Source organism: Affinirhizobium lemnae (assembly GCF_022968395.1).
Classification (GTDB): Bacteria; Pseudomonadota; Alphaproteobacteria; order Rhizobiales; family Rhizobiaceae; genus Neorhizobium; species Neorhizobium lemnae.
Genome location: NZ_JALJQZ010000040.1, coordinates 15,351 through 33,216 on the forward strand (window position 1 = coordinate 15,351; position 17,866 = coordinate 33,216).

17 protein-coding genes are annotated in these 17,866 nt (G+C 57.6%); 7 read left to right on the forward strand and 10 right to left on the reverse strand.

Annotated elements, in window-relative coordinates; translation table 11 throughout:
- Positions 1-21 precede the first annotated feature (21 nt).
- A complete protein-coding gene (gene ureG / locus MUU53_RS18580; RefSeq protein ID WP_280139167.1) occupies positions 22-642 on the forward strand; it encodes an urease accessory protein UreG in 621 nt (206 codons plus the stop codon).
- Entirely contained in the window at positions 639-1,466 is an 828-nt protein-coding gene (gene aidB / locus MUU53_RS18585) for an AidB family quorum-quenching N-acyl homoserine lactonase (RefSeq protein ID WP_247262218.1), read from the forward strand. Before ureG ends, aidB begins: the two co-directional genes overlap by 4 nt.
- Here the strand turns inward: aidB and MUU53_RS18590 are convergent, their stop codons facing one another.
- The 8 genes from MUU53_RS18590 to MUU53_RS18625 form a co-directional block, all read right to left on the reverse strand.
- Positions 1,467-2,153, reverse strand: a complete 687-nt coding sequence (locus MUU53_RS18590; RefSeq protein ID WP_247262219.1) for a Crp/Fnr family transcriptional regulator — start codon at positions 2,151-2,153, stop codon at positions 1,467-1,469.
- A gap of 119 nt (positions 2,154-2,272) precedes the next feature.
- A complete protein-coding gene (locus tag MUU53_RS18595) occupies positions 2,273-5,608 on the reverse strand; it encodes an efflux RND transporter permease subunit (protein ID WP_247262220.1) in 3,336 nt (1,111 codons plus the stop codon).
- A 13-nt stretch (positions 5,609-5,621) separates the two neighbouring features.
- Positions 5,622-6,827, reverse strand: a complete 1,206-nt coding sequence (locus MUU53_RS18600; RefSeq protein ID WP_377307335.1) for an efflux RND transporter periplasmic adaptor subunit — start codon at positions 6,825-6,827, stop codon at positions 5,622-5,624.
- Between the two features lie 422 nt (positions 6,828-7,249).
- Positions 7,250-8,242, reverse strand: a complete 993-nt coding sequence (locus MUU53_RS18605; RefSeq protein ID WP_247262221.1) for an ABC transporter substrate-binding protein — start codon at positions 8,240-8,242, stop codon at positions 7,250-7,252.
- Positions 8,243-8,267: 25 nt separating this feature from the next.
- Complete coding sequence (locus MUU53_RS18610) at positions 8,268-9,134, reverse strand: ABC transporter permease (RefSeq protein ID WP_247262222.1); 867 nt, start codon at positions 9,132-9,134, stop codon at positions 8,268-8,270.
- Entirely contained in the window at positions 9,131-10,015 is an 885-nt protein-coding gene (locus MUU53_RS18615; RefSeq protein WP_247262223.1) for an ABC transporter permease, read from the reverse strand. Before MUU53_RS18615 ends, MUU53_RS18610 begins: the two co-directional genes overlap by 4 nt.
- A complete protein-coding gene (locus tag MUU53_RS23310; protein WP_343229120.1) occupies positions 10,012-10,620 on the reverse strand; it encodes an endonuclease domain-containing protein in 609 nt (202 codons plus the stop codon). Before MUU53_RS23310 ends, MUU53_RS18615 begins: the two co-directional genes overlap by 4 nt.
- Positions 10,610-11,401, reverse strand: coding sequence for an ABC transporter ATP-binding protein (locus tag MUU53_RS18625; RefSeq protein WP_247262224.1), 792 nt, complete (start codon positions 11,399-11,401; stop codon positions 10,610-10,612). The genes MUU53_RS23310 and MUU53_RS18625 overlap by 11 nt, the downstream gene beginning before the upstream one ends.
- Before the next feature lie 136 nt (positions 11,402-11,537).
- Between MUU53_RS18625 and MUU53_RS18630 the strand changes: the two genes are divergently transcribed.
- Complete coding sequence (locus MUU53_RS18630) at positions 11,538-11,951, forward strand: cupin domain-containing protein (protein WP_247262225.1); 414 nt, start codon at positions 11,538-11,540, stop codon at positions 11,949-11,951.
- A gap of 248 nt (positions 11,952-12,199) precedes the next feature.
- Here MUU53_RS18630 and hydA read toward each other — a convergent pair whose 3' ends face one another.
- Complete coding sequence (hydA, locus tag MUU53_RS18635; RefSeq protein ID WP_247262226.1) at positions 12,200-13,654, reverse strand: dihydropyrimidinase; 1,455 nt, start codon at positions 13,652-13,654, stop codon at positions 12,200-12,202.
- 31 nt (positions 13,655-13,685) lie between these two features.
- On the reverse strand, positions 13,686-14,939 hold the full coding sequence (locus MUU53_RS18640) for a Zn-dependent hydrolase (protein ID WP_247262227.1): 1,254 nt from the start codon (positions 14,937-14,939) through the stop codon (positions 13,686-13,688).
- Between the two features lie 40 nt (positions 14,940-14,979).
- Here MUU53_RS18640 and MUU53_RS18645 point away from each other — a divergent pair, with 40 nt between their 5' ends.
- From MUU53_RS18645 to MUU53_RS18660, 4 genes are all read left to right on the forward strand, one after another.
- Positions 14,980-15,177: a hypothetical protein gene (locus MUU53_RS18645; RefSeq protein WP_247262228.1), complete on the forward strand. Its 198-nt coding sequence runs from the start codon at positions 14,980-14,982 to the stop codon at positions 15,175-15,177.
- A gap of 53 nt (positions 15,178-15,230) precedes the next feature.
- On the forward strand, positions 15,231-15,863 hold the full coding sequence (locus tag MUU53_RS18650) for a TetR family transcriptional regulator C-terminal domain-containing protein (protein WP_247262229.1): 633 nt from the start codon (positions 15,231-15,233) through the stop codon (positions 15,861-15,863).
- Between the two features lie 288 nt (positions 15,864-16,151).
- Complete coding sequence (locus tag MUU53_RS18655; RefSeq protein WP_247262230.1) at positions 16,152-16,691, forward strand: helix-turn-helix domain-containing protein; 540 nt, start codon at positions 16,152-16,154, stop codon at positions 16,689-16,691.
- Positions 16,678-17,835, forward strand: a complete 1,158-nt coding sequence (locus MUU53_RS18660; RefSeq protein ID WP_247262231.1) for a hypothetical protein — start codon at positions 16,678-16,680, stop codon at positions 17,833-17,835. Before MUU53_RS18655 ends, MUU53_RS18660 begins: the two co-directional genes overlap by 14 nt.
- Positions 17,836-17,866: the final 31 nt, after the last annotated feature.

Consider the following 17,866-nt stretch of genomic DNA (forward strand, 5'->3'; position numbering starts at 1 on the left):
TTTGCAGATTTGAGGGCTCAGATCATGAAATCATCCAACGGACCTCTTCGTGTCGGCATTGGTGGACCTGTGGGGTCCGGCAAGACGGCACTGACGGAAAAGCTCTGCAAGGCCATGCGTGAGAGCTATTCGGTGGCTGTGGTCACCAATGACATCTACACGAAGGAAGACGCCGAGGCGCTGGTTCGCATGCAGGCCCTGTCCTCAGACCGGATCGTGGGTGTGGAAACCGGCGGCTGCCCGCACACGGCCATTCGCGAGGATGCGACGATCAACCTGCAGGCGATTGCCGGTTTGAACGAGCGCTTCCCGGATCTCGATGTCGTGTTCATCGAGTCGGGCGGCGACAATCTGGCCGCGACTTTCTCGCCGGATCTGGCGGATATCACCATCTATGTGATCTCGACCTGCCAGGGTGAAGAGATCCCGCGAAAAGGCGGTCCGGGGATTACCCGTTCCGACTTGCTTGTCATCAACAAGAAGGATCTGGCCCCTTACGTGGGGGCCGATCTCGATGTGATGGACCGCGACGCAAACCGCATGCGCGAGGCGAAGCCCTTTGTCTTTACCGACCTGAAGCGCGGCGAGGGGGTGGATCATATCGTGCGCTTCCTTGAAACGCATGGCGGGCTGGCGGCGTGAGTGCACCTGCGTTGACGGGCCGCTTCGGCGACTATGAGGTTATCCTTCTGCGTGACGGTGCGCTTCAGGCGGCGGTCCAACAGATCATCCATCTCGATGGGCAGGCGGCTCTGGATGCTGCGCGCAAGCACATGCCGGACCAAAACTTCGAGATGGTGGTGAACTGCTTCGTCTTGTGTGGGCCGGATGGCGTGACCCTTGTTGATGCCGGTTGCGGCACGGCCTGGGGCGAAAAGTTTGGCAAGGCGCGGCAGGCGCTGGCAGATCTCGGGATTGGCCGTGACGACGTGCGGCGTGTTCTGGTCACCCATCTGCATGGAGACCATGTGCCCGGTCTTCTGGATGAATGGCAGCCTTATTTTCCGAACGCCGAGATCATCGTGCCCGAGAAGGATCTGGCGTTCTTTACGGATGAGACAGCCAGGGAACGCGTGCCGGAAGCGCGCCGCAGCGGGTTCGCATTGGCGGCCTCACTGCTTGCTGCTTATGGCGACAGGCTTTCGACCCGGCCGGAAGGCGAGATCATGCCGGGCATACGGTCCATCCTGCTGCCCGGGCACACACCGGGCCATACGGGTTATCTGATCGGCGAGGAGCAAGGCGCACTGCTGATCTTCGCGGATGCTCTGCATATTGCAGACCTTCAGCCGCAGGATCCTCGTATCGGCATGGTATTCGATCTTGATCCTGAGCGGGCCGCGCTCAGCCGCAGTTCCATGCTGGAGCAGGCCGCGGACAAGGGCTGGCGTGTCGTGGGCTGCCATACGCCGGTCATTCAGACGGTGGAGCGTCGTGGCGACGCGTTCCGTCTGGTTGATCCCTGATCAGATTTCCCTCAGCGCTTTCACGTCGCTGATCTGGATGACGCGACCGCGAACACTGACACCGGCGCTGCGCAGAGCAGAGAAGGCGCGGGATAGCGCTTCGGGGGCGAGACCAAGCATACCGGCCAGTAAGTTCTTCTGGAAGGGTAGGCGGATGGATGCAGATCCCGCATCGACCGGGCATCGATCCAGCAGATAGTCCGCCACACGCTGCGGGGCGGTGTGCAGGCGGTCATTCACGAGAACCTCTGTGGTTGCCTTGAGATGTTCAGACAATGTCGTGATCAGCGCCGTGGAAACGGTCGCATCACGCTCGGCCAATTGCCGGACCTCGCGACAATCAATCCTTGCGACGCAGACGGTTTCGGCGGCCTGCGCGCTATACGGGTAACGTGCATCCTGCGACACTAGGCATTCTGCGAATACATCGCCCGGGCCACAGATCCGGAAGTCTACCTGACGCCCGTCCTTGCCCATTCGGTAAAGTCGGACATATCCGGTCAGCAGGCAATAAAAGGCCGGAGCATTTTCGCCTTCCCGGAAAATCGTTGAACGCGCGCCGAGCGATATGATCTGCGCACTATCCAGCAAGACAGAAAGCGCACTTTGCGACAGTGACCGCATGAACGCAGTCTTCGCCAGAAGGCTTCGCGAGCGCGCTGTGGCTTTGTTGCTCTTGTCCAGCATCTATGCGTCCCCCATCAACCTGTTTCCCATGTGTCGATTGGTTCCGGCATTAGCATAATGGAAAGAGGCCCGAATTGATCGATGTCAATCGGGCCGCTGCTGGCTGCTTCCTCTGTGCGCTATTCCGCAGCCAAAGGCGGCAGTCTCAAGACATTATTGCCTGCGGGTGCACCATATTCCTTTTCGTTGTCCTGCCGGTGCGTAGACTGTATGGAGTCGAGCTTCGTCTGAAGTTCTGAGAGCTTTGCTTGCGTTTCGCGCGCGGCACGGCTCAGCTCTTCTTCGCTGAGAACGGGATCTTCCTTTTCCTTTTTGCCGACGAAGCGGCCAAAGATTCTGCCAAGCAGCATGGATAGGTCGTCCATGATGAGGAAGAAGGCGGGAACGACCACAAGGCTAAGCACCGTTGAGACGATGATGCCGCCGATGACTGCAATCGCCATGGGTGCACGGAAGGAGCCACCTTCACCAACGCCCAGTGCCGAGGGCAGCATACCTGCCGACATGGCGATGGACGTCATGATGATAGGTCTTGCACGCTTGCGACCCGCTTCCACCATGGCATGAACGCGCTCCATACCATGACGGCGCATCTCGATTGCGAAATCAACGAGCAGGATGGCGTTCTTTGTGACGATGCCCATCAGCATGAGGATACCGATTAGTACGGGCATCGAGAGCGAGTTGTTCGTAATGATCAGACCAACCGCTACGCCCCCGATTGCTAATGGCAGCGAGAAAAGGATCGTAAACGGCTGAATGACATCCTTAAAGAGAAGGATGAGCACGACCAGAACCAGCAACAGGCCAAGTAGCATGGCATTGCCGAAGCCCGCCACCATTTCCGCTTGGATCTTTGCGTCGCCGCTTTCTGCCAGACGAACACCTTCTGGTAGTTGCGTCTGATCAACAATACGGCGGAACTCTGCTGTTGCGGTATCAAGTGCCGTTCCCTGCGGAACATCCGAGCCGATCGACACGACACGGTTACGGTTGTTACGCTTGATGGAACTCGGGCCTTCCGAGTAATCCACATCGGCAACGGTAGACAGCGGAACAGTCGCTCCGCTCGCGGTTTTGACCTTCAGGTTACGGATGGCTTGCAAGTCCCGGCGAACGTCGAGCGAGGCCTGCACGCGGATCGGAATGAGCCGATTGTCGAGCGATATCTTCGCCAGAGCCGCATCGACATCACCAATGGTGGCGACCCGAACGGTTTCCGCGATCTGCTGTGGCGTGATGCCAAGGCGGGCCGCCTCATCTTTCCGTGGACGGATCTGCAATTCCGGACGCGGCAGTGCGCCTTCTGACGAGACGTTGGCAAGGATCGGTGATGCACGCAGATTGGTTTCGAGTTTCGCGACTGCATCATCCAATTGCTCACTGTTGCTGGCGAGGAAGTTGAACGAAAGCTCGCGTTCTCCACGATCGTTCAGCTTCGTGATGCGCACGTCAGGGATCGAGCGAACCTTTTGGAACAGCTCCTTCTCGATTTCCCATTGCGGTTTGGTGCGGCCCTTATCCTCTACCTTCGGAATGTAGGAGCCGATCAGTGGCAAATTTCCGAGGCCCTTGTTGACCAGAGTCTTGACCAGCGAATGGTCGATCCTACCGAGAATGACGTTCACGGTTGCTCGCCGCAGCTCGAGATCGCCCTTCGGAGAGGCGCCGCCCAGCACAAACACGCTGTCCACGCCTTCGAGGTGCTTGATGGTCTCATAGATCCTGGTGGTCGTTTCGGCGGTTTCATCAAGCGTCGCATTGGGTGGCAGTTCCAGTGACAAAGTTATGCGCGAACGGTCTTCCGGCGGCAGAAAACTGCCTGGGACCTGCATCAGCAACATGATGGAGCCGACCAGGAATGCAATGGCGCCCACCAGCGTGGCGTAGCGCATGTACCAGCGCCGCGTCGTGCCGGTGACAAGCCTCGTATAGGCCTTCATCAGACGGCCATCATTATCGTGATGGTCATCCATCGCATCTTCGGCCCGCATCAGATAGGCGGCCATCAGCGGTGTGATCAGACGCGCCACCAGCAGCGAGAAAAACACCGAGAACGCGACGGTCAGTCCGAACTGGATGAAGTACTGGCCGGGAATGCCCGGCATGAACGAGACCGGCACGAAGACCGCGATGATCGTAAAGCTTGTCGCAATGACCGCGAGGCCGATTTCATCCGCTGCCTCGAGCGCTGCGCGATAGGGTGTCTTGCCCATCTTGATGTGGCGGGCAATATTCTCGACCTCCACGATTGCATCGTCCACCAGAATACCGGTGGCGAGTGTTAGGGCTAGAAAGCTCACGAGGTTCAGCGAGAAGCCCATGAGGTCCATCACCCAGAAGGTGGGGATGGCCGAAAGTGGTAAGGCAACAGCGGATATAAGGGTTGCGCGCCAGTTGCGCAGGAACAGCATGACCACGATGACGGCAAGAATCGCGCCCTCGATGAGGGTGTGGATCGCTGATTCATAGTTGCCATAGGTAAAATAGACGCTGTCATCGACCATCGCAATCGAGACGCCCGGATGAGCCTTGCGGATCGTCTCCAGTTGCTCGGCAACCGTCCGGGAAACGGACACTTCGCTGGCACCCTTTGCACGAAATACGGCAAAGGTTACACTCGTTTCGCCATTGAAGCGCGAGAAGGACTTGGGCTCCTCGTAAGTATCTGTAATTGTCGCAAGGTCGGATAGCTTGATGAAGCGACCGTTTGACAGGGCAATTGTCGTGTTGGCAAGGTCGGAAACCTTGCGGGCATCGCCGAGCGTTCGAATGGCCTGCTCGCTCCCGCCAACCTGACCACGACCGGACCCAAGGTCTATGTTCGTGCTGCGAAGCTGAGCATTCACTTCCGAAGCTGTAATTCCGTATGAATTCAGCTTTGAAGGTTCGAGTGCGATGCGTACTTCGCGGTCGGCCCCGCCATAACGATCAATACGCCCGATGCCTGGTTGACCTTGCAGCGCGCGCTTGACGGTGTCATCGACAAACCATGAAAGCTCTTCGAGCGTCATGTTGGGGGAGGTGACCGAGAAGGTCTGGATCGCCTGACCTTCCACCTCTACCTTTGAGACGATCGGCTCTTCTGCGGATGCAGGAAGGTTTGAGCGGATGCGGTCAATCGCGTCCTTGGTGTCCTGAACTGCTTCCTGTGTAGGCTTTTCGATGCGGAACAGGACGGCGGTCGTCGACAGGCCATCCGTCACCGTGGAGGTGATTTCATCCACCCCACTGATGGAGGCGACCGCATCCTCGATCTCCTTCGTCACCTGCATTTCCAGTTCGCTCGGCGATGCGCCGCTTTGCGTGACAGAAATGGAAACGACGGGTACGTCGATATTAGGGAAGCGCGTGATCGGCAGCTTGTTGAAGGACTGGATGCCCATGAACATCAACAGCGCGAAGGCCAGCAGCGGCGCAATTGGGTTTCGAATCGACCAAGCAGAGAAGTTCATTTCAGAGTTCCTGTCAGTTCGAAGCGAAGTTGGAGGATAGGACCGGCTTGATCTGATCGCCATCGCGAACGAAAGCACCAGCCTTGGCAACCACTTGGTCGCCAGCCTTCAAGCCGCTGAGGATCTGCACGAAACCTGCATCCTGGATACCAATTTCAAGCTTCACCTGCTTGACGACATTGCCTTCCACAAGACGGGCGAAGGAACCCTTGCGATCCGTTGTGACGGCGGATTGAGGCAACGCAAGGCCGCGCGTCTCGTTTATGATGATTTCCGCGTTCGCATACATGCCAGCCTTGGCGGCCTGCTGATCGTTGACGACGATGTGGACGGCACCGAGGCGGCTCGCCTGGTCGACCACAGGTGAAACTAGACGAATCTTTGCATCAATCGCCTTACCGGTTCCGGCAACTGTGACCTTTGCTTTCATTCCCGCTTTCAGCCTGGCGATATCGCTCTCCGGCACATCGGCGACCAGTTCGATATCGCCGTCACGGATCATGGTGAATAGCGGGGTTCCGCTGCCTGCGGCAATGGCACCGACCTTGGCATCCTTCTTAGATATGATGCCGGCGACAGGAGCCTTGACGTCCGTACGCTCGAGCTTGAGATCAATATCGTCTATCTGGGCTTGAACGACTTTGATGTCGGCTTCACCCACGCTTACGGCTTGTTTAGCGGCGTTCAACCGGGCCAGAGCTGCAGCCGCGGAAGCCGCCGTCTGTTCCACCTGTGCCGTGGAAGCAGTTCCATTGCGGCTGAGGTTCTGGGTCCGGTCGCGCTGGCGAACGGCGTCATCAGCATTCGCTTGAGCCTCGATCACCTGCGCTCGAAACTGTGCCAGTCCAGCCTCGGCCTTTACAAGATTGGCTTGAAGTTGGCTCTTCTGAAGTAACAGGGTGTCGCTGTTCAGATCTGCAACAACTTGGCCTGCGGAAACCTTGTCACCGACATCGACCTTGAGAGATCTGATTGACAATCCATCGACCAAAGGTTGAACGAAAACTTCTTCAACAGGGCGAATGGTGCCGCTGGCGACCACGCTATCCTTGAGATCCCGTTCGGTGACTTTCGTCACCACAATGGCAGGCAGGTTTGTCTGTCCACTTTGCGCCGCCTGAGCGGGTTTCTGTTCCTGCGCGGCGACCGGCATAACATTTGCTGTCGATGCCAACGCAGCGAAAAAGAGTGCACCCGTAATTCCGCGAGAGTTCATCATCCCGTTCAACCCAATTCTAGAGGATTCCCGGTGAAAAACGAACTCACCTGCAATGCTCTATCTCTTTGTTTTACGCCAGTCCGAATACAAGTCGCCAATGTACTTTTACCGGACGTGCTCTCGACCGTGCTACTGCCAAGTTGCTAGGGTTGGCTGCATTTCTGAATCACCATTTCTCGCCCGTTGCATCCCCCGTGATGCAGCAAGCGCGAGTTTTTGCCCTATGTCCCTTCCGGCACATGGCTGCAGGTGGTTACGCAGACAATGCCGCGCAAGGTCACTGCACACCGAAATGTGACCTAGTCTAGCCCTTCAATCGCTGCGTAGCAATCACAGGTTATAAATATGACCGATGTGAAAAAGTGATGAAAGAACGACGCGCGATGTTGCCGCCGCGCGCCTGAAGATTTTTAAACGAGGGTTTATTTCAGTGCTGCTTTGGTGATGTCCAGCGTATAGGCGCCGGTCGGCTCCTTGGTGATAACCGGGTCAGACCCGCCACCCAGCAGTGTCTTGACCGTACGCTTGTAATCCGCCTCATCCAGGGCGCCGTTGGAACCGGCCGTCAGCTTCGCCACTTCGCCCATCATTCGCTTCTGGTGCTTTTCGGTCTGCGCGCCGGAGGCATCGTTTTCGAGTACGATACCAGCCGCTTCATCCGGGTTCTTCTCGGCATATTTCCAGCCCTTCATGGAAGCGCGGACGAACTTGACCATCTTTTCCTTGAAGGCTGGGTCCTTCAGCTTGTCTTCCAGCACGTAGAGCCCGTCTTCCAGCGTGGCCACGCCTTCGTCTTCATACTTGAAGGTCACGAGCTGATCCGGCTTGATGCCCGCATCGATGACCTGCCAGTATTCGTTATAGGTCATGGTGGAAATGCAGGCGGCCTGCTTCTGCAAAAGCGGATCGACGTTGAAGCCCTGCTTCAGTACCTTTACGCCTTCCGCCGAGCCATCGGTCTTGATCTTCAGCGTGTTCATCCATGACAGAAATGGATATTCGTTGCCGAAGAACCAGACGCCTAGCGTCTTGCCCTTGAAGTCGGCGGGCTTGGTGATGCCGGTTTCCTTCAGGCAGGTCAGCATCATGCCGGATTTCTTGAAGGGCTGGGCGATATTGACGAGCGGCACGCCCTTTTCGCGCGTTGCGAGTGCGGACGGCATCCAGTCGACGATGACGTCAGCGCCGCCACCGGCCAGAACCTGCGGCGGAGCAATGTCCGGGCCGCCCGGCTTGATATCGACGTCGAGACCTTCTTCCTTGTAGAAGCCCTTTTCCTTGGCGACGTAATAACCGGCAAACTGGGCTTGCGTGACCCACTTCAGCTGCAGGGTTACCTTGTCGGCGGCGTGCGCCTGAAGGGCGGTGAGCGAAACGGCTGCTCCCAGCAACAGCGATGCAATTTTCAGCGTCATGTCAGTTCCCTTTTTCTTTTGGTTGTTACGCCCGTCCCCCACGGACGGACGGATGCCAGAAGGTGACCCAGCGTTCTGCCAGTGCCACCAGACCGTAAAAGACCGAGCCAGCCACCGCGGCCACCGCGATTTCGGCCCAGACCATATCGATATTTGCGCGGCCCACTTCCGTGGAGATGCGGAAGCCCATGCCGACGATGGGCGTTCCGAAAAACTCTGCCACGATAGCGCCAATCAGTGCCAACGTGGAGTTGATTTTCAGAGCATTGAAAATGAAGGGCCAGGCTGCAGGAAGGCGAAGCTTGATCAGCATCTGTCCCCAGTTTGCAGCATAGGTGCGCATCAGATCTCGCTCCATATGGCTGGCTGATGCAAGGCCCTGAACCGTGTTCACCAGCATGGGGAAGAAGGTCATGATCACGACCACCGCCACTTTCGACGGCCAGTCGAAGCCGAACCACATGACCATGATTGGCGCGATGCCGACGACTGGCAGCGCCGAGACGAAATTGCCGATGGGCAGCAGACCCTTTTGCAAAAATGGCGAGCGGTCGATCAGAAGCGCCACAGCAAAGCCCAGTCCGCAGCCTGCGATATAGCCGGTGATGACGGATTTGAGGAAGGTCTGCTGGAAATCTGCCCAGAGGACCGGGGCCGAATTTACCAGCTTCACCCAGATGGCGCTGGGGGCCGGAAGAAGGATCGGCGGGATCTGGAAGCCATGCACCAGACATTCCCAGACAGCCAGCAAGGTGGCGCCGAAGATGACGGGAACGATGATGCCGATGGCCTGCTTCGCCTCCGCAGACGCGGGGCGCTGGCGCACAAGCCATTCGTTCAGGGTCCAAGCGCCGATCCATATGGCGAGTGCGGCAAGAATATACCCGTTCATGGCTTGGCTCCCATGCGCTTCAGCACCTGCGTATGGGCAAGGCCAATAATGGAGACCAGCACGGCTGCAAGCGCTGCCGCCATGAAGAGGGCAGCCCAGATCTGGATCGTCTGACCGTAATAGGAGCCGGACAGCAGGCGCGCACCAAGGCCCGCCACAGCACCCGTGGGCAGTTCACCGACGATTGCCCCGACCAGTGAGATGGCAATCGCAACCTTCAACGAAGTGAAGAGATAGGGCAGCGCCGCGGGCCAGCGCAATTTCCAGAAGGTCTGCGTGCGGCTGGCATTATAGGTGTGCATCAGATCCAGCAGCAGGACATCGGGGCTGCGCAGGCCCTTCACCATGCCGACGACGATCGGGAAGAAGGAAAGATAGGTCGAAATCAAAGCCTTGGGCAGAAGTCCCGATATGCCGATGGAGTTTAGGACCACAATGATCATCGGCGCGATGGCGAGGATCGGGATTGTCTGGGAGGCGATGACCCAGGGCATCAGCGACTTGTCCATCGCCCGGTTATGGACGATGCCAACCGCGAGCAGAATGCCGAGCACCGTGCCCATGCCGAAGCCCATCAGCGTTGCCGATAGTGTTACCCAGGCATGGTAGACAAGGCTTCGCTTCGAGGTGATGGGCTTGGCAATGGTCGTGTCCCACAGCTCCGCAATGATCTGGTGCGGGGCGGGCAGGATGGGCCGCTCCTGGTTGAAGGTCTGCGGAATGATTTCACCGAGCGTGACAACGGTTCCGGCACGCGCGGCCTGATCGCGCACGAAAGGTGCATTCAGGTAGACAACGGCCACATGCCAGATGACGAGGATGACGGCGATCACCGTCAGCACCGGCAGCACGCGGTCCAGGAAGAGGGAGGGCTTGTTCATAGGGCAGGTTCCTTATCCAGAAACGGTGCCAACTCAGCCTCCAGCTGGATAGAAATCGCGTCTGCGCTGTTGATCACGTCAGTATTGTCGAACCGCAGGACGATGAAACCTTGCTCTCTTAGAAATCTATCCCGACGCTGGTCATGGTGTCTTCCGGATTCAGTCTCGTGGCTGTCGCCATCGACCTCCACGATGATCCGAGCCGACAGCCAAGCGAAATCTGCGATATAGGGGCCAATCGGAGTTTCGCGGCGGAATCGCGCTCCCCGCGGGCGAAAATCTCGTAGGAGATCCCACATCTCTCGCTCGGCTCTGGTCAAGTCCCGGCGCAGGGTTTTTGCGCGCTTGCGCGTTTTCGCAGAAATATTCGAATGCGGCATGGCCGACCTAAAACACAAAGTATGAGGTCGAGAAAATACCCCTCCCCAACCCCTCCCCACAAGGGGGAGGGGCTGACTTCGCGACATCCGTTCTGCTCCTATCCGAGCATAACGGTGCAGCAAGTCTTCTCCCCCCTTGTGGGGGAGATGGCCGGCAGGCCAGAGGGGGTTCTTTATCGAATGCAACGGGCTTTGTTCTGCGATCAGAACCGAACTATTCCTCATAGCTATGCCCCGCCTTCAGCCCTTCGCGGACGCGATGGGCGACTTCGAGAAACTCCGGCGTATCGCGAATATCCAGTGGGCGTTCGCGTGGCAGCGGCGATTCAATCACATCCGTCACGCGGCCCGGGCGTGGGCTCATGACCACAATCTTGGTGGAGAGATAGACGGCTTCCGGAATCGAGTGCGTGACGAAACAGATCGTCTTGTTCGTGCGGTCCCAGAGCTTCAGCAGCTGTTCGTTCAGATGGTCGCGGACGATTTCGTCCAGCGCGCCGAAGGGTTCGTCCATCAGAAGCAGGTCGGCATCGAAGGCCAGCGCACGGGCGATGGAGGCGCGCTGCTGCATGCCGCCCGATAACTGCCAGGGATATTTCTTGCCGAAACCGGAGAGGTTCACGAGTTCCAGCGTGCGTTCTACCCGCTGCTTTTGCTCCGCGCTGCTGTAGCCCATGATTTCAAGCGGGAGCGCGATGTTTTTTTCGATGGTGCGCCACGGGTAAAGGGCCGCCGCCTGAAAGACATAGCCGTAGGCGCGGGCAAGGCGCGCGTTTTCCGGAGTCATTCCATTGATTTCGATTGATCCGCTCGTGTGCTTCTCGAGGTCGGCAATGACGCGCAGGAACGTCGTTTTTCCGCAGCCGGACGGGCCGATGAAGGAGACGAAATCGCCCTTCTTGATATCGAGGTTCACGCCGGTCAGCGCATTCACCGGGCCGTCATTTGTCTGGAATGTCAGGCCAAGATCGCGGGCGGTTACAACAGGTGCGGCGGCGGAGGTCATAGGCGTGCCTCGCCGCCAGAGAGAGAAATGGTCAGTTGCATTTTATCTGTTATCTTCGCTTGAAAACGTCTGGGCGGCCTTGCATCGCTGCGGGATGCCAGACGGGTTGAGGCCAGAGGGATAAAGGATTGAAAACATGGATGGATCATCGAAACCCACCTGTCGTTTGGTGAAACCGGGAAGCACCTATGACGGCAAGCAGGGGCTGAGCTATTTTGCGGGCATTGCGGCCGAAACCGTTGGCTCCAAGGCTATCTGCATGCATATTCTGACCATGCCGCCCGGCGCGCGGGCCAAGGCCCATCTGCATGAGAACCACGAGACCGCGATTTATATGCTCTCCGGCAAGGCCGACACCTGGTACGGCGACAATCTGGAGCATCATGTGGTGGTAAGCGCGGGCGAGCTTTTTTATATTCCGGCCGGCGTTCCACATCTGCCCGCCAATACGTCCGATGAACCGGCGACAGCGATCATAGCCCGCACGGACCCCAACGAGCAGGAGAGCGTGGTGCTTCTGCCGGAGCTGGATGGCTTGGTGAAGGGTTGAGATCTGCTCTCTGCCGGAGGTGATGGATTTACCCCCCTCTGCCTTGCCAGGCATCTCCCCCTCAAGGGGGGAGATCGGCAGAACGGCCTCTGTCTCGCTCCCTCGATCATATGGAGAAGCAGATACCAATCCGGCGGCGCTTAACGGGAATGTGGATGGTGCTCCAAGTCGATCTCCCCCCTTGAGGGGGAGATGTCCGGCAGGACAGAGGGGGGTATCGATCACAGCCCGCACCAACATTGGCCGTCTCAAACCCCCGTGGCCGGAATGCCGGTGCGTTCCACCTTGCGGGGGGCAACCAGTTCCTTCCAGGTGGAAAGCGCCTTGTTGACGGCGGTAAAGGGCTCGCGCTTGACAAACTGGCCGTGACCCTCGCGCGTCTTCACCTGATCTTCCTCGATGGCAACGTAGCCGCGGGTCAGCGTGAAGCGCGGCAGACCGGTGACTTCCTTGCCCTCGAAGACGTTGTAATCGATGGAGGATTGCTGGCTCTTGGCCGAGATCGTCTTGGCGCGCTTCGGGTCCCAGACCACGAGGTCGGCATCCGCGCCCACCAGAACCGCGCCCTTTTTCGGGTACATGTTGAGGATCTTGGCAATGTTGGTGGATGTGACCGCCACGAACTCGTTCATCGTCAGGCGACCGGTCATGACGCCATAGGTCCACAGCATCGGCATGCGATCTTCCAGGCCGCCGGTGCCGTTCGGGATCTTGGCGAAATTGCCGACGCCGAAGCGCTTCTGTTCCGTCGTGAAGGCGCAATGGTCCGTCGCCACGCAGGAGAGCGAACCGGATTGCAGGCCAGCCCAGAGGCTATCCTGATGCTGCTTGTTGCGGAAGGGCGGCGACATGACGCGGCGCGCGGCATGGTCCCAATCCTTGTTGAAATATTCGCTTTCATCCAGCGTCAGATGCTGGATCAGCGGCTCGCCATAAACGCGCATGCCCTTCTGGCGGGCGCGGCGAATGGCTTCGTGCGCCTGTTCGCAAGAGGTATGAACCACATAGAGCGGAACGCCCGCCATATCGGCCAGCATGATGGCGCGGTTGGTCGCTTCGCCTTCCACTTCCGGCGGTCTGGAATAGGCATGGCCTTCCGGCCCGTCATTGCCTTCCGCCAGAAGTTTGGCGGTCATGGAGGCAACGACATCGCCGTTTTCCGCATGCACCAGCGGCAGGGCGCCGAGTTCTGCGCAACGCTGGAAGGAGGCGAACATCTCGTCATCATTCACCATCAAGGCGCCCTTGTAGGCCATGAAGTGCTTGAAGGTGTTGATGCCCTTCTCCTGAACGATAACCTTCATCTCGTTGAAGATGCGCTCGTTCCAGCCGGTGATCGCCATGTGGAAGGAATAGTCTGCCGTGGCGCGTGAGGTCTTGTTGTCCCACATCTGCAAGGCTTCAAGAAGCGATTGATCCGGCGCTGGCAGACAGAAATCCACCACCATGGTGGTGCCACCCGCGAGACCCGCGCGGGTGCCGCTTTCGAAGTCATCGGCGGAATAGGTGCCCATGAAGGGCATTTCCAGATGCACATGCGGGTCGATGCCGCCGGGCATGACATAACAGCCGTCCGCATCCAGAACCGTATCGCCGGAAAGGTTGGGGCCGATCTCGACGATCCTGCCCCCATCCACCTTCACGTCAGCCTTGTAGGTCAGGTCTGCCGTGACAATGGTTGCGCCCTTGATGACTATGCTCATCGGTCTGCTCCCTCGATCTATTCTTCGTTGCTCAGGCGACGAACTCCGCCGTCTCCACCACTGCGTGGAACAGGACATCGCAGCCTGCGGCGGCCCATTCCTTGGAAATCTCTTCTGCCTCATTGTGGCTGAGGCCGCCGACGCAGGGGCACATGACCATAGTGGAAGGTGCCACCTTGGCGGCCCAGCAGGCATCGTGCCCTGCGCCGGAAATGAGGTTCATGTGGCTGTACCCCAGCTTTTCGGCTGCGTTGCGAACCCGCTCCACCAGAACCGGATCGAAGGTGACGGGGTCGAAATGGCCGACCGCTTCCACCGAGCAGCCAACGCCAAGCGCCTCGCAGATTTTGGCGGCTTCCGCCTCGATCTTGGCCCGCATCCGGTCCAGCTTTTCCTGTGAGGGCGTGCGCAGGTCGACAGTGAAGACCACCTTGCCCGGCAGCACGTTGCGGGAATTGGGTGTGAAGAAGGTCTGGCCAACGCCGGCAACTGCGCCGGGCTGTTCGGACATGGCAACCTCCTGCACCATTTCCATGATGCGGCCAAAGGCAAGGCCCGCATTGACGCGCATGGTCATGGGCGTTGAACCCGTATGCGCTTCCTTGCCGGTCAGCGTGAATTCCAGCCACCACAGACCCTGGCAGTGGGTGACAACGCCGATCTGCTTGTTTTCAGCCTCAAGAATCGGGCCTTGCTCGATGTGATATTCGAAATAGGCGTGCATCTTGCGCGCGCCCACTTCTTCCTCACCCTGCCAGCCGATGCGCTTCAACTCATCACCATAGGTCTTGCCCTCCGGGTCGCGGCGAGCGTAGGCGTAGTCAAGCGAATGCACGCCCGCGAACACGCCAGAAGCCAGCATGGCGGGCGCAAAGCGCGCACCTTCCTCATTCGCCCAATTGGTGACGACGATCGGGTGCTTCGTCTTGATGCCGAGGTCGTTCATGGTGCGAACGACTTCGAGACCTGCGAGAACGCCCAGGACGCCATCATATTTGCCGCCGGTCGGTTGTGTATCGAGGTGGCTGCCGACATAGACGGGCAGGGCATCCGGGTCTGTTCCGGGGCGGGTGGCAAACATCGTGCCCATCTTGTCCACGCCCATGGTGAGCCCTGCGGCCTCGCACCAAGACTTGAACAGATGGCGACCTTCGCCATCGGCATCGGTCAGCGTCTGGCGGTTGTTGCCGCCCGCAATGCCGGGGCCGATCTTGGCCATATCCATCAACATGTCCCAAAGCCTGTCGCCGTTCACGCGCAGGTTTTCGCCTGGTGCCGCCACCATACGTTCATTCCTTCATCTGTTTCAGCCGTTGGATCGTGCGATGCGGCTGCTGTTCCCTAATGGTCGTCGCCCACCTTCTTTTGACATTCGGCGAGCCAGTGGCTTGCCTTTGCCGAGTGGGTCATTGATATTTGACCGATTGGTAAAAGCTTACAATTTCCACCGCCGCACTCAAGCGCAAAATCGCATTGGCGATGAAAAAATGAACAAGTTTCCGGCAGTCATTCTGGCGGTGTAAAATTTGTGCACTTGCGATAGGGTCGTGCGGGTGAGAGGGGACCGGTAAGGCAGATGATTCCACGAGCGGCGAAGACACAGCGGCGCACACGCATTCAGGAAGAGAAGGAGGAAAAGATCCTCCAAGCTGCGCTGGACGTGTTTTCCGCCTATGGCTTTCGCGGTGCGACCATTGACCAGATCGCGGAAGCGGCAGGTATGTCGAAGCCGAACCTGCTCTATTATTTCAGGACCAAGGAGGCCATCCACAGGGCGCTTTTGGACCGCATGCTTTTTACCTGGCTGGAGCCGCTGCAGGCCTTCGATTCGGAGGGCAATCCGGAAACGGAGATCCGCTCCTACATCCGTCGCAAGCTGGAAATGTCTCGCGATTACCCGCGCGAAAGCCGCCTCTTCGCCAATGAGATCATTCAAGGCGCGCAGCATATCGAAGATGGATTGAAGGGTCCGCTGAAGGAGCTGGTGGATGAGAAGGCGGAGGTGATCCGCGCCTGGATCAAGGCGGGCAAGATTGCCAAATGCGACCCCTATCACCTGATTTTCTCGATCTGGTCCACCACGCAGCATTATGCGGATTTCGATGTGCAGGTGCAGGCGGTGCTGGGCGATAAATCCGGCGAGGGCCGTTTCGAGGATGCCGCCCGTTTTCTGGAAGACCTGTTCATGCGGGGGTTGGGGATCAAATAAATTCGACCTGAGACTGCTTTTTATAGTTCATTGGCCTATATATGTTGACATGGAATTGCAGTAATGTGAGCTTTCATTTTCAGGAAGATGGGACGGATCATCCCGTTTGCACGGTCGTGATACAGACGCCTGATGGGGTTTTGTCACTTATGTGCGAACCACGGGAGGACGGCACCACTCTTTATCTGGCGGGTGTGCATGTTCAGGGTGAGGACATTTCGAGCAACGATCTCGGCCCTGCGCGTTTGCGAATGCTGGCCGAGATAGCGATGACGGAGATGCAATACGATGAAATCATCATTGAGGGAGCGTTTCGAACGACTGGGGCCGGTCGAGGTCGTCGCCCCCGGCCAATCCGGTTCGCGCGCCGTGGTGACCCTGCATCTTGATCCTACTGCCAAGGCAATCAAATCCGTTAGCGTTGTTCGCTTGCTGGTAGAAAGCGGCATGACCATGCTGACTGCAAAGCGGGCTGTTGAGAAAGCCATGGAGACGGGGCAAGCAACATTCGTTGTACCCAGTCTGGGAGATGCAGACGGGTTCGCCACCGTAGCCGCAGACTGTGGTTTTACGGCAAAGGCTGTGGCCGCCCGCCCGGTGGACGTGGCAGCCCTCCGCGCCGAGTTGAAGCTGACACAGGAGCAGTTTGCGCTCACCTATGGCATTGATATCGAGACATTGCGCAACTGGGAGCAGGGCAAGCGCCATCCGGATCGCGCAGCCGAAGCTTATTTGCGGGTGATTGAGCGTATGCCGGAGGCGGCAAGAATGGCGCAGGAGGATGAGTTGCGGACTCGTAGAGATGATAAGTACAATGAATTTACCTAAGATCCGGCGGCTGTCGGAAAAAGAAGATCTGGATTTCGTGATTACTTCTGCGGGCGGCTGTCGAGCTCATCCTGATTCCGGTCGACGGCTTTCTTTACGAAATTCTGACTATGTACTGGGAAAATCTATAATTGAGCTTAAACTTATTGAAGAAGAGCGGCTAGAAAAGCGTGAAGTTCAAACGAAGATTGCCAAGCTATTCACTCCAACTGACACAGGTCGGCCTGTTGTCGTTATAGACCCGTCAAAATTAGACGACAAAGGGCAGCGAGATTACGCAGGGATCATGCGGGGCCCCATTAAAACTGCAGTAAAATCTGCAAGCGGCCAACTAAGGCAGTCGAGAGAGGAGATTGATCCGACCGCTACGAGCGTGCTTTTCGTAGTTAATAACGGACTTGCCGCAATGCGTCACGAGGAATTGCTGGAGCATGTTGTTGGGCGCGCAAAGAATGATACCTCAGAAATCGACGCTGTTGTAGTTGCGGGGTGCTACCTTCATGGTGATGGCTTCGACACCTTTGCACTTTGGCCGATTGATTATGTTCTGATAAATGAGGACAGAACGTTCCGTGATTTTGAAGTTCTGCGCGACGGTTGGAATAAACTAGCCGGTCGCCATATGACTGAATTTGTTACGGGCCGACATGCTGAGACCGCAAACAAAGAACCCCAGTTGGACGTAGTGTTCGATGTTGATGGGTGCACCTATGTCAAACCTGCTGTACCTATTGGGGTGCCTAGTAAATTCTTCGGAGAGAAACGGCCCAGATATAATCAAAAAACCTTTGATCAAGTTGGACCAGCAGCAGTCACGGTCCCCCGTTTGTCTCCTGTAGAGTATAATCGTATTAGACCTGCTCTCAAAGGTGATCCGTTATTTTCCAGCATTGAGGTATGGCAGTCTCATTTTGAGGAGGCGATGGAAAATAGCACGCCTTCTTTGCCCGTAGTTCCTGTGGATATAACTCGAGGTGGCTGGGAGGCGTGGAAACGGAAAAATCCGGGAGTGACTGGGACTGAATCCTTGAGGCTTGCCGCAAACTATGCGTTCTGTGTTCGAGCAAGCAAATTAGTTCACGCTGCTAAAAGCGTGACTAAGAGGCTGCCTCAAAAAGAGGTGGGTGATTTCAAGAGGTTATGATTCCTTCGGATTTGCGAGATTCGATGGAGTT

Bases quoted from the DNA above. Each gene is read 5' to 3' on its own strand.
- MUU53_RS18590 (WP_247262219.1), bottom strand. From the start codon at position 2,153: ATGCTGGACAAGAGCAACAAAGCCACAGCGCGCTCGCGAAGCCTTCTG.
- MUU53_RS18595 (WP_247262220.1), bottom strand. From the start codon at position 5,608: ATGAACTTCTCTGCTTGGTCGATTCGAAACCCAATTGCGCCGCTGCTG.
- MUU53_RS18600 (WP_377307335.1), bottom strand. From the start codon at position 6,827: ATGATGAACTCTCGCGGAATTACGGGTGCACTCTTTTTCGCTGCGTTG.
- MUU53_RS18605 (WP_247262221.1), bottom strand. From the start codon at position 8,242: ATGACGCTGAAAATTGCATCGCTGTTGCTGGGAGCAGCCGTTTCGCTC.
- MUU53_RS18610 (WP_247262222.1), bottom strand. From the start codon at position 9,134: ATGAACGGGTATATTCTTGCCGCACTCGCCATATGGATCGGCGCTTGG.
- MUU53_RS18615 (WP_247262223.1), bottom strand. From the start codon at position 10,015: ATGAACAAGCCCTCCCTCTTCCTGGACCGCGTGCTGCCGGTGCTGACG.
- MUU53_RS23310 (WP_343229120.1), bottom strand. From the start codon at position 10,620: ATGAGGAATAGTTCGGTTCTGATCGCAGAACAAAGCCCGTTGCATTCG.
- MUU53_RS18625 (WP_247262224.1), bottom strand. From the start codon at position 11,401: ATGACCTCCGCCGCCGCACCTGTTGTAACCGCCCGCGATCTTGGCCTG.
- MUU53_RS18630 (WP_247262225.1), top strand. From the start codon at position 11,538: ATGGATGGATCATCGAAACCCACCTGTCGTTTGGTGAAACCGGGAAGC.
- hydA (WP_247262226.1), bottom strand. From the start codon at position 13,654: ATGAGCATAGTCATCAAGGGCGCAACCATTGTCACGGCAGACCTGACC.
- MUU53_RS18640 (WP_247262227.1), bottom strand. From the start codon at position 14,939: ATGGTGGCGGCACCAGGCGAAAACCTGCGCGTGAACGGCGACAGGCTT.
- MUU53_RS18645 (WP_247262228.1), top strand. From the start codon at position 14,980: ATGCGGCTGCTGTTCCCTAATGGTCGTCGCCCACCTTCTTTTGACATT.
- MUU53_RS18650 (WP_247262229.1), top strand. From the start codon at position 15,231: ATGATTCCACGAGCGGCGAAGACACAGCGGCGCACACGCATTCAGGAA.
- MUU53_RS18655 (WP_247262230.1), top strand. From the start codon at position 16,152: ATGAAATCATCATTGAGGGAGCGTTTCGAACGACTGGGGCCGGTCGAG.
- MUU53_RS18660 (WP_247262231.1), top strand. From the start codon at position 16,678: ATGAATTTACCTAAGATCCGGCGGCTGTCGGAAAAAGAAGATCTGGAT.